We start from the raw sequence: 11515 nt of genomic DNA, 5'->3' as shown, positions 1-11515 counted from the left end.
GCCATGGGGTACTTATACGGTCCTCGAGGAAGGCGAGCGCTTCAAGATCAAGCGCATCGAGGTCAAGCCTGGCCGGCGCCTGAGCCTGCAGATGCATCACCATCGTTCGGAACACTGGGTCGTGGTCAGCGGCACGGCCAAGATAATCAATGGCGACGAGGAACTGCTCCTGGCGACCAATCAGTCGACCTACATTCCTTGTGGCCATAAGCATCGGCTTGAAAACCCGGGCAAGATCGACCTGGTGATTATCGAAGTCCAGAGTGGCGACTATCTGGGCGAGGATGACATCGTGCGCTTTGACGACGTATACGGTCGCGCCTGACAATTTCATTGGCTCGCCGGGCTGGGGCGGGCAACATCGGCAACACGGGCTTGGGTGGAGCAATCATCGGACACATCGAGAGCATTGATGACAAAAACAGCATTGATAACGGGCGTCACCGGACAGGACGGCGCCTATCTGGCGGAACTGCTGCTCGCCAAAGGCTATGAGGTCCACGGACTTGCGCGGCGATCGAGCACGGCCGACGTCAACACGACACGCCTGAAATGGCTCGGTATCGAGAAGGACGTCAGGATCGTCGACGGAAACCTGACGGATCTTTCCGGCCTGGCCCGAACGATGCGCGACATCAGGCCGGACGAGGTCTACAATCTTGCCGCCCAGTCCTTCGTCAAGTCATCGTGGCAGCAGCCGATCCTGACGGGCAACGTCACCGGCATCGGCGTGACCAACGTGCTTGAGGCGCTTCGCCTCGAAATCCCCGAGGCGCGCTTCTATCAGGCCTCGTCGTCGGAGATGTACGGCCTTATCCAGGAGCCAATGCAGTCGGAAACGACCCCCTTCCATCCCCGCTCGCCCTATGCGGTGGCGAAGCTCTATGGCCACTGGATCACCATCAACTACCGCGAAAGCTTCGGCCTGCATGCCTCGAGCGGCATTCTGTTCAACCACGAATCGCCGCTGCGCGGCATCGAGTTCGTGACACGCAAGGTCACGGATGCGGTCGCGCGGATCAAGAAGGGCCTGTCCAGGGAATTGCGGCTCGGCAATATCGACGCCAAGCGCGACTGGGGCCACTCCAAAGACTATGTCCGCGCCATGTGGCTGATGGTGCAGCAGGATGTGGCGGACGACTATGTCGTGGCCACCGGCAGGACGACGACCGTGCGCGACATGTGCCGCATCGCCTTCGAGCATGTGGGACTCAACATCGAGGACCATCTGGTCATCGACCCCGACCTGTTCAGGCCCGCCGAAGTCGAAATCCTGCTCGGAAATCCGGCAAAGGCAAAGGCCAAGCTGGGGTGGGAAGCGACGATTTCGCTGGAAGACATGATCCGGGAAATGGTGGATGCCGACCTTGAACGTCACACCAACCAGCCCGCACGCTAGGTCGAGCAGAGAGCCCTTTGCGTAATGGTCGATAGCTTGACGCATCGCATTCTGATCACCGGGGCAAGCGGCTTTGTCGGCTCGGCGCTGTTACAGCTGCTCGCGCGAGACCATGGCAAGTGCGAGGTGTTCGCCTTCGGCCACGGCAAGGGGCAGATGAACCCGATCGACCTCATGGACAGGAGCGCGGTCGAGGCAGCGATCCGAAAGACCCGTCCAACAGCGCTTGTGCACCTGGCGGCGGTGGCGGCGCCGGCGGATGCGCGCAACGCGCCGCGACATGCATGGGACGTCAACGTGACGGGGACGATGAACCTCGCCGAATCGGCGATGCGCCATGCTCCGGAGGCCAGGTTCGTCTATGTCGGCAGTTCGGAAGCCTATGGAGCATCGTTCCAAAGTGCTGCCGGCCGGCCGGTGACGGAAAGCGAACCGCTTCGGCCGACGACGGTGTACGGCGCCACCAAGGCCGCCGCGGACCTGATGATCGGGCAGATGGCCTATGACGGGCTGCGGGCAGTCCGCTGCCGGCCGTTCAACCATACCGGCCCCGGCCAGTCCGACGCCTATGTGGTTCCCGCTTTCGCGCGCCAGGTGGCGGAGATCGTGGCGGGTAAAAGCGAGCCGGTCATCCATGTGGGGAATCTGGAGGTCGAGCGGGATTTCCTCGACGTCCGCGACGTCGTGCGCGCCTATGCGCGTCTGGCCATGGTCGACGTCGATGCCGAACCGGACTGTGTCTTCAACATAGCGTCCGGACGCCCCCGCAAGATCCGGGATATCCTCGACATGCTTATCGCGCGGTCGGGCATCGATATCGAGGTGCGCACGGATCCGGAAAGACTGCGGCTCAACGATACGCCCTTCGCATGCGGTGATGCATCGAAGGCGCGCGACAGGCTGAACTGGAGGCCCATGGTGCCATTCGAGCAGACAATCGCCGACGTTTTCGGCTATTGGCGGCGGATGTGCGGCGCCCGTTGAATGCACGCAATCCGGGGCGGCCGGCATAGTTTCCCGCGGAGGCTCATCAACTTGATGTCCACAGGGCAATAATGTATCGAACCTCGCACACAGCCGGGCCTGGGCAGGACAAACGATCGGGACATATGCTGCCGACTAAAACGGGCTTCCTTGCAGATGCGTTCGCCGACATAGGCGCGGCGCTGACGAAACATCACCTCGCGACGACTTTCAGCTGGCAGGACGTGGCCCAGCGCTATCGCCGTTCGCGTGTCGGGGTGTTCTGGCTGACCATCAACATGGGCGTCCTGATCGGCGCGCTCGGGTTCCTCTTCGGCACGCTGTTCCGCACACCCCTGGAGGAGTTTCTCCCCTACATTTGCGTCAGCCTGATCTTCTGGGGATTCATCGCGACGTCGATCAACGAGGGGTGCATCGCCTTTGTCGGCGCCGAGGGCATCATCCTTCAGGTGCGCATGCCACTGTTCACGCATGTGTTGCGGACGCTCTACCGCAACGCAATCATCCTCGGCCACAACATCCTGATATACCCCCTCGTCCTGCTGGCCGTCGGGCGCTGGCCGACATGGCACGTCTTCCTGGCGCTGCCTGGCTTTGTCATTTTGTCGCTCAATCTGCTTTGGATCATGCTCATCCTGGCGGTGTTGTGCGCGCGCTACCGCGACATGACGCAGGTGATGCAGAACCTCCTGCAGGTCGTCATGTACCTGACCCCGGTGATGTGGATGCCGCAAACGCTTCCGGACGGCTTCTCGCAGCGGCTGGTGGAGCTTAATCCCTTCTACCATCTGATCAGCGTCGTGCGGGACCCGCTTCTGGGCGAATTGCCGTCCGCGATCAGCTGGATGGCGTGCGTCGTGTTCGCGGTCGTCGGCTGGATGGCCGCCCTCGCCCTGTTTGGCAGCTATCGTCATCGCATCCCCTATTGGCTCTGAACAACCGCTATGGCTTCCATCACATTGACCGGCGTCTCGGTCGAATTTCCGGTGTTCAACGCGGCAAGCCGCTCCCTCAAGAACAGGGTGCTCAGTGTCGCGACCGGCGGCGCGATCGACCGCCGTGGGGATGGCCATGTCATCGTGCGCGGCCTCGAGGATGTCAGTTTTTCCCTGCGGGAGGGCGACCGGATCGGCCTTGTCGGCCACAACGGCGCCGGCAAGACGACGCTGCTTCGCGTCCTGTCGGGCATCTACAAGCCAACGAGCGGATCCGCCTTGATCCAAGGCGAATGCGTGTCGCTCATCAATATCTCGCTGGGCATTGATCCGGAAGCAACGGGCCGCGAAAACATCAGGTTGCGCGCAGCGATGATGGGCATGCGTCCGGAAGAATTGCGGGAGCAGTATGACGAGATCGCCGAGTTCACCGGATTGGGCGACTTCCTCGACATGCCATTCCGGACCTATTCGTCCGGCATGCAGCTTCGCCTGGCATTCTCAACGTCCACCGCGATCCGGCCGGAGATACTCGTGATGGACGAATGGCTTTCGACCGGCGACGAGGATTTCAAGCACAAGGCCGACAAGCGGCTGCGCGAGATCGTCGACACGACCAAGATTCTCGTCCTTGCAAGCCACTCGCGCGAACTGCTGCAGAACAATTGCAACCGAATCCTGTGGATGGAACACGGCCGCGTGCTGATGGACGGCCCTGCCAATGAGGTGCTCCCGGCCTATTTTGGTTGAAGCCCATGGCGCGTGCGCTAGATGTGAGGTCTTGCATTTTTAGGCAATTCCGGACGGAAAACCGCTTCGCACTTTTCCCGGGATTACGCTAAGGCCAATCGACTTTCGGGACCCTAATCTTACGTCGATTGATTTCAGTATCAGATTTAGGGGGCGCACCCATGGACAGCAACGAGCACGGTTGGTGGCGCGGCAAGAAGGCGGCGCTGGTCGTTGCCCATCCGGGGCATGAGCTGCGGGTCCACCATTGGATGGAGACGGCCAAGCCCCTGGTCCTCGTGCTGACCGACGGCTCGGGCCATCTCGGTGTTGGCAGGCTCGACCGCACGGCCGAAGTCCTGGCCGGCGCCGGCGCGCGCCCGGCGGCGGCGTTCTTCGGCAAGATGGCGGACCGGGATCTCTACCGGGCTATCCTGGCCGGCGAAGCGGAGACATTCCAGCAGCTCGTTGACGAAATGATCACGGTTCTCGCCGGCGAAGCGATCGACTATGTCGCCGCCGACGCGGTCGAAGGGTTCAATCCGGGGCACGACGTCTGCCGGCTGCTCGTCAATGCGGCGCTGGCGAAATTGTGCGACCAAGACGGCCGTGAGCTGCCCAATCTCGAATTCCCGCTGGAGGCGGGCGCCCTCAGGCGCGAGACAACCTCGCGGGGCGGGATCGAGCTTCACCTCGACGCCGGGGCGTTCGATCGAAAGCTTGGGGCCATAGCCAATTATCCGGAATTGACCGAAGAGGCCGACCGCCTGCGCGCGGCGCACGGCCTTGCGAGCCTCGGCGTGGAGCGCCTCAGCCCGGTCGACTATCATCTGGACATTTCGGAATGCTCCGAGCAGCCGCCGGCCTATGAGCGTTGGGGCGAGCAGCGGGTCCAAAGCGGCTACTACAAGACAGTGCTGCGCTTCAAGGAGCACGTCGAGCCGCTGGCCAGGCAACTGGCGCCATGAATCCCGGGCGCGAGCGCCGGCAGAAAGTAAGCCAGCAGCTCATCCGCCAAGTTCGATCAGGCGCAGTCCCAGCCCAAGCCGTCGTTCATCGCTCGACAGGCCGAGTTGGCGTGGACTTGCCGGATTTTCGATCCGAAGGCCGATGGTTAGATGCCGGGCGAGCAAGGAACCGGGCGGCAGCGCCACCTTCCAGTCTTGCCGCGCCGCGAACAGCCGTCGTTCAATGGACGTTCCGTTGATGAAAAGCTCGGCGGCGACTTCCGAGCGGTGCGCATGAAGGAAAGGCTCCAGAACCAGCCTGAGCGAGGTTGGCGCAGGGCCGTAGGCTATCTCGAATTCGACCATCGCCAGTTCGCCGTCGGTCCACACGCCCCAGGATTCAACCGCGCCGAACCCCGTCAGGCGCACAAATTTTTCGGGCTCGTCCGCCAGCGCCAATGAAACCGGCTCGTTCGCCTTGACCGGTTCCAGCCCGGCCGGCAAGCGCGCCAGCCGCGTCAGAAGCTCCTCGCGCTCCGCCATCCACGGCCATGCCGGCCGCCCCGGCTTCGGCAGCCAGGTCTGCATATGACGCGCCAAAGAGAGGTTCGACGCGTAGCTGGCCGCAGGCGCGGCGCGATGTTGACCGATCGCCTCGCCATAGAGCGACAGGCAGGCGTCCAACCATTTTGACAGGCTTGCCTCCTGGCGCGTTCGCCTCGAGATTTCGGCTGCGTCGGCTGCATCGTAGCGATCGATCTCGGCCGCGATCGCCTTGGGCGAGAGGCGCTGCTGCAGCGCCCGCAGTCCGAAGTTGCGCCGCCGCCATGTATCCCAGTTCTCGGAGCGAGCCATTCCAGCGAGGCCGCGACCGTCGCAAACGATGACCGCGCGGCCGCAGGCCATGGCTTCGAGGGCGCTGAGCGCGGACGCGAAGGCGAGATCGTATTGCGGCAGCAGGGTTTCGGGCTCGTCGACGATGTTGCCTACGGCTTCTCCTATCACATCCAGCTCGATGCCCCGCTTCTCGCAGGCTGCCCGCACCGCGCTCAGATGCTGCGCGTTCTTGGCGAAAGCCAGGGCGCGGCGCGGACGTCCCGGCAGCGGCGGCCCAGGCGCGAAACGGTCAGTGTCGACGGCGTTGAGCAGCGTGACGATGCGGTCGGCCGGAATGCCCGCTTCGGACTGCAGCCGCTCGGCAACCGTATCGTCGACGGCGACATATTTGCGGACATTGGCGAGAAGCGGCGGCGCGCTGTGCCAGGCGACGAAATCGTGGGTGAAGTAAACGATGGGAGCATTCGGGAAGCGCGCCGCGGCGATTGCGGTGACCTGGGTGTGGTTGCCGTGGATGATGTCGACCTCCGCGGCGATGGTCGAGATGTCGTCAGTGACGGGAATGCCGCGCGCCCGGATCTCCTGGGCGATCGGTCCCAACTCGGGCGCATAGACGATCGGCCTGTGCCCTGCGCGCATGAGGGCGAATGCGAGCTCCCGGGTGACGATCTCGGTTCCCGAACGGCCCGTCAGATATATGTTGGCGATCAGGATCGACAGCGGGTGTCTGAGTATCATGGGTAGGCAGACTTCCTTACACGTTTGCGCGGCCTGTCCGGGGGTGCGCGGCGCCCCGCCCGGCTCTATAGCCCATCAATGCTTTTGGATCGCCGAATTCTTTGGCGAGGCCCTTGCACAGGTTGCGGCCCAATCCTCGGAATCCGCCATTGTCGTGGCGTGCACCGCATGCCATACCCCCCAGGGCGGCGGCAGGCGCTTGGCGGAGCTGACGCCAAGCAGCGGCGAGAGTGAGATGTTTGGTTCTGCAGCAGAAGTGCGAACCAAGGCGGCAGCTTTGGAATCCGTGACGTTTATAGATGGCGACAGTGCTCAAGGCTTTGTCGTCATCCCTCCGGACCGTCCCGTTACTGCCGGGACGGGCTGCGTAGAACACGCGCTCGAAATTGCCCGATGAAAAAGAATTTTGAGGAACTATACAAGGCTTTCGAGGATCGCTTTCGCGGTTCGAGGGAACTCGTCAAGGAACGGCTGAAGGTCTACCAACCCCTTTTGGCGCAAGTGCCGCGACAGGCGGAAGGGCCGTGCCTCGCGATCGATCTCGGCTGCGGGCGCGGCGAGTGGCTGGAGGTGCTTGGCGAGGCCGGGCTGGAAGCGGTTGGCGTGGATACGAACGCGCGCATGGCGCAGGAAGCCACCGACCGTGGCCACAAGATCGAACTGCAGGACGCGCTCGAATATCTCGGCGGCAGGCCGGATAGCAGCGTTGCGGTCGTTTCGGCATTCCACATGGTCGAGCATGTGCCGACCGACTATCTGATAGAGCTGCTGGATGAATGCCGCAGAGTGCTGATCGACGACGGCCTGCTGATCCTGGAAACGCCCAACCCGGAAAACATCTCGGTCGGCACGCATACTTTCCATCTCGACCCAACGCACAAAAGCCCGCTGCCACCGGCTCTGCTCGAATTCCTGGTGGGACAGGCCGGCTTCGCCGAAACAGCGATCCTCAGGCTGAACGGCGCGCCGATGATCGAGGCAGGGCCGATCGAGCGCAGCCTTCATCTCATGTTCGAGGTGGCGCGCGACTATGCCTGCCTGGCAAGAAAGCGTGCGGCGGAGGGATCCGAGGCCCTCGCGGCATTTGTAGGAACCGCAACGCAGCAGCCGCCCGCCGACATGGCACAGATCAAGCAGTGGCTCCGTTCGGCCGATGACGAGATCGTCAGCTTGTCGGACGGCTTCAAGGCGACGATGGCCTCGACTGCGCAGCAAATTCAGCAACTGACCGACAATCTCGCCGCCCAGTCGGAGATGATGCGTGCGGGAAATACGGCGCTCACGAACACGGTTGCCGCTCTCGGCAAGCAACTGAAGGACATCATCAAGGACAGGGCCGTGACCGCGCGCGACGCGGAGATCGAGCGTCTTCGCCAACAAATTGCCGAGCAGGAAATCGCGAGCAGGGAGCAGGTCGGCTCCAAGGAAGCCTCCATCCAGGAACGGGACGCCGAAATCGCCCGCTTGCGTGACAGGGAGACGGGGCTTGCCGAACAGGTCGAGCAACTGTCGAGCCTGACGGATGCCTTCAGGAATTCGACGTCGTGGAGACTTGCGGCTCCCTTGCGGGGGATGAAGCAGCTGTACCGTACAGTTCTCGGGCAGCCGAGGGACCATGCCTTTCCCGGCGCCCCCCTTCGCCGACCCGCCAGGGCAAACGCCAGGCTCGTGATGCAACATGGCCTGCTGTGGTTGCGCCGAAGGCCGCGCGCCGCCGCGTTCGTGCAGCGCATGGTCAGAATTGCCCCGCCGCTCGAGCGCCGCCTGCTGACCTTCGCCCGCACCAATGGAGGCTTGGTGACCATAGACACAGGCTGGACGCTCGAACCCGATCCCGCTGTCCTGCAGGCCTGGAGCAAGCGTCTCAGCTCCGGAATGTCGACATGACCAGCGAGCCATTGAAGCTGTGGATCGACGGCCAGTGCCTGCAGACGCATAGCCGGATGCGCGGCATTGGACGCTACGTCCTGGATCTGCTGCGCAGTCTTTCCACCCATGAGAACGACATCGAACTGCAGGTCTCGCTCAATGCCGCGATGGCCGATAGCGCAATGGCCGCGCGGTCGCTGCTTGCGGACATCGTTCCGGCGGAGCGTATTCACGTCTGGCACGGGAAAGCCGAGGGGGGCGAAGCCGACTTCGGATTCACGCCATGGCGCAAGCGCAGCGAAATAGCCCTTGTCCACCACGTCAATCAACTCAATCCGGACGTCGCCCTCTCCGCCAGTCCTTTCGAGGGTGCCCTGGACCCCGCGGTTCCCTACCTCGGCGGCCCCCTGGCGACAGTCAGAACGGCGGCCATATTCTATGACGCGATCCCGTTCCGGTTTCCCGACAAATATATGCGGGACCCCCGCCGGCAGGAATATTTCAATCGCCGCCTCTCCAGCTACAGGGACTTCGATCTCGCTTTCACGATTTCCGATTTTTCTTCCGGCGAATTGCGTCATTTCGTCAATACGACAAACGACCTGTACATCGGGACCGGAATATCGAACAGGTTCGTCGAGCTGATCGACGACAGCACGGAGCGCAACGATATCGCGGGCGAATACCTCCTTTACGTGGGCGGATTCGACTGGCGCAAGAACATCGCCATCGTTCCGGCCGCCTTGTGCATGATCTCCAAACCGTTGCGGGAAAAGCTGAAGTTCGTCATCGCCGGCGACGTCGGGCCTGTCGAGGAAGGCGAGTTGCGCAACGTATGGGCATCCTGTGGTTTGCCGGCCGACGGGATCGTGTTTGCCGGCGCGGTCGATGACCGCACGCTGGTTGGCCTCTACAAGGAGGCTCTTGCCCTGGTGCAACCCTCCTTCATGGAGGGTTTCGGACTGACGGCGCTGGAAGCGATCGCCTGCGGAACACCCGCGATAGCGGCCAGGGCCGGCGCGCTTCCGGAAATCGTCGGGGATGACGCGCTGCTCTTCGATCCCGCATCGCCCTCGGACCTCGCCGAAAAGATCGAAGCCGTCGCTGTAGGCAAGCCCAACACGCGCAAACTGAAGGAGCTGGCGCGGGACAGGATAGACGCTTTCAGCTGGAGCCGGGTTTCGGAGCGTGTCGTTGAGGGTCTGCGAGGCCTGGAACGTCGACCGGCACCGCCGCCGCGGTTCGGATTGGTCGAGGCACTCGCGGTCAGGAAAGATGAAGAGCGGGACGTCGCGACCTTGATGGCGCTCGCCGAGCCCGAACTCATCAGGCCGAGGCTGCTGGTGGATGCGAGCTCGACACTGATCGACGACGGCAAGAGCGGCATTCAACGGGTCGTTCGGCGGATCTGCGAAAACATGTTTCCGCGCCGAGCGAAGAACGAGGGCAAGTACATCTCGTTCTGTGACGACGAATCCGGTTGGTATTTCGCCCGGGAGTGGACCGGACGGGCGCCGCCCAAGCAGCCGTCAACCAGACTCCTGCCCCAGGCCGGCGATACGATCCTGATGCTGGACAGTTCGTGGATCTACCACACGCTGCATCCGGCATTCCTTCGCCCGGCCCTGATCAAGGGCGGCGAAGTCATTTCCTGTCTTTATGACACGGTTCCCCTGCGCTCGGCCGCCTTTTGCCATGAGGGCATGCCGCCCGCCTTCAGCGCATGGTTTCAGACGGCGCTGGCCTATTCGACGGGCTTTGTCTGCATCTCGCGCGCGGTCGCCGACGAATTGCTGGATCTGCTCGCGGGCATCCGGTTCCCGCGCCCGATGAAAGTCGGCTACTGGCAGCTTGGCGCGGACTTCGCCAAGGGGCCGACCGCATCCAAGCCGGCGCGCGCGAGCACAGGCGCGATGCGCCCCCGTTTCCTGATGGTCGGAACGCTGGAGCCGCGCAAAGGCCATCGCGTTGCGCTGGATGCCTTCGAGGCGTTGTGGGCCGACGGTTTTGACATCGAACTGATCATCGTCGGGAAAACCGGGTGGGGAACGGCGTATCTCGACGACCGCATCAGGCGCCATGCGGAGTTCGGCAAGCGCCTGCATCTGCACTCACAGGTCGACGATGGCGACCTGGCCACGCTTTACACTGGTTGCGACGCGCTGATCGCGGCCTCCTTCGCCGAAGGTTTCGGCCTGCCCATCGTCGAGGCGGGCCATTTCGGCAAGCCGGTGATAGCCAGCGACATTCCGGTGTTCCGGGAGGTGGGCAAGGGCGCGGCCGCCGCGTCCTTCTTCGAAGCCGGCTCTGCCGCCGCACTTGGCGTGGCGGTCAAGGACTTCCTGAACAGCACAGCCACGGCCAAGACCGGCGATGCCTCGTGGCCAACCTGGTCCGAGAGCGCCACACAGCTCGAAGATGTGGTCGTCGGGCAGAAATGGTACAAGCTCTACGAGCCGAAGGATCCAAGACCCCTCGCCCTGCGGACCGATCTCGGCACCACGCGGGTTATGGCGCCCCTCGAGGAAGAACAGCGCGCTCACCGTCTGGAGTTCGTGGAGGGCCCCTGCGCGACCGATGACGGCGCCGCGTTGAAGATCGTCGTCAATGTGACCAACCTCTCCGACACGGTCTGGTCGAGTCTCTGCGCAGCCGACGGACAGCTAGGCGTCACGCTGAGCTACCACGCGCTCGACGCTGCCGGCCAGTCAATCCAGTACAACAACGCGCGCACCAATATCCCGTTCGTTCTGGTGCCGGGCGACACGATCTACCTGGCTGTGAATGTACCGATGTCGCTGAAAAACAGCGGCACCGAATTCGTCGAAATTGAACTCGTCCAGGAGGGAAACTGTTGGTTCGGCAACCCTCTTCGCGTGGCGTTGTAGTCGGCTCACAACCACCAACCTCGGTCAGCACGATCATTCTGCAGGTCACTTGTTTGTCGGCCCCAGCCAACGGCAGCCAACAGCGTCGAGACGGATAACTTTGCGGCCCCTGAGGGTTGGCTGGCGCCTGTCATTGTGTTGGCTGGTCGTTCATGCCATTCGAAAATGGTGACCCGGAAAGCGGAGTGG

The 11515-nt window shown here is 62.9% G+C and carries 9 protein-coding genes; 8 read left to right on the top strand and 1 reads right to left on the bottom strand.

Annotated features, from left to right (window positions below; genetic code table 11):
- The 6 genes from EN781_RS12850 to EN781_RS12825 form a co-directional block, all read left to right on the top strand.
- On the top strand, positions 1 to 325 hold a 325-nt coding region (locus EN781_RS12850), incomplete at its 5' end, for a cupin domain-containing protein (RefSeq protein ID WP_127400044.1).
- 87 nt (positions 326 to 412) lie between these two features.
- Positions 413 to 1399, top strand: coding sequence for a GDP-mannose 4,6-dehydratase (gene gmd / locus EN781_RS12845; protein ID WP_126055851.1), 987 nt, complete (start codon positions 413 to 415; stop codon positions 1397 to 1399).
- A gap of 36 nt (positions 1400 to 1435) precedes the next feature.
- A complete protein-coding gene (locus EN781_RS12840) occupies positions 1436 to 2383 on the top strand; it encodes a GDP-mannose 4,6-dehydratase (protein ID WP_245455543.1) in 948 nt (315 codons plus the stop codon).
- A 71-nt stretch (positions 2384 to 2454) separates the two neighbouring features.
- On the top strand, positions 2455 to 3318 hold the full coding sequence (locus EN781_RS12835; protein WP_245455544.1) for an ABC transporter permease: 864 nt from the start codon (positions 2455 to 2457) through the stop codon (positions 3316 to 3318).
- A 9-nt stretch (positions 3319 to 3327) separates the two neighbouring features.
- Complete coding sequence (locus EN781_RS12830; RefSeq protein WP_126055853.1) at positions 3328 to 4068, top strand: ABC transporter ATP-binding protein; 741 nt, start codon at positions 3328 to 3330, stop codon at positions 4066 to 4068.
- A gap of 161 nt (positions 4069 to 4229) precedes the next feature.
- Positions 4230 to 5015, top strand: a complete 786-nt coding sequence (locus tag EN781_RS12825; protein WP_127400043.1) for a hypothetical protein — start codon at positions 4230 to 4232, stop codon at positions 5013 to 5015.
- Positions 5016 to 5054: 39 nt separating this feature from the next.
- Here EN781_RS12825 and EN781_RS12820 read toward each other — a convergent pair whose 3' ends face one another.
- A complete protein-coding gene (locus tag EN781_RS12820) occupies positions 5055 to 6569 on the bottom strand; it encodes a glycosyltransferase (RefSeq protein ID WP_126055855.1) in 1515 nt (504 codons plus the stop codon).
- A 393-nt stretch (positions 6570 to 6962) separates the two neighbouring features.
- Here EN781_RS12820 and EN781_RS12815 point away from each other — a divergent pair, with 393 nt between their 5' ends.
- Both EN781_RS12815 and EN781_RS12810 read left to right on the top strand, forming a co-directional pair.
- Entirely contained in the window at positions 6963 to 8456 is a 1494-nt protein-coding gene (locus EN781_RS12815) for a methyltransferase domain-containing protein (protein ID WP_127400042.1), read from the top strand.
- Positions 8453 to 11326 carry a glycosyltransferase family 1 protein gene (locus tag EN781_RS12810; RefSeq protein ID WP_126055858.1) on the top strand — a complete coding sequence of 958 codons (2874 nt, stop codon included), beginning with the start codon at positions 8453 to 8455 and terminating at the stop codon, positions 11324 to 11326. Before EN781_RS12815 ends, EN781_RS12810 begins: the two co-directional genes overlap by 4 nt.
- Positions 11327 to 11515: the final 189 nt, after the last annotated feature.

It is taken from the genome of Mesorhizobium sp. M4A.F.Ca.ET.090.04.2.1 (genome assembly GCF_003999085.1).
Classification (GTDB): Bacteria; Pseudomonadota; Alphaproteobacteria; order Rhizobiales; family Rhizobiaceae; genus Mesorhizobium.
Note: the sequence above shows the minus strand (reverse complement) of the source record. Positions and strands in the feature narration are given on the sequence as shown.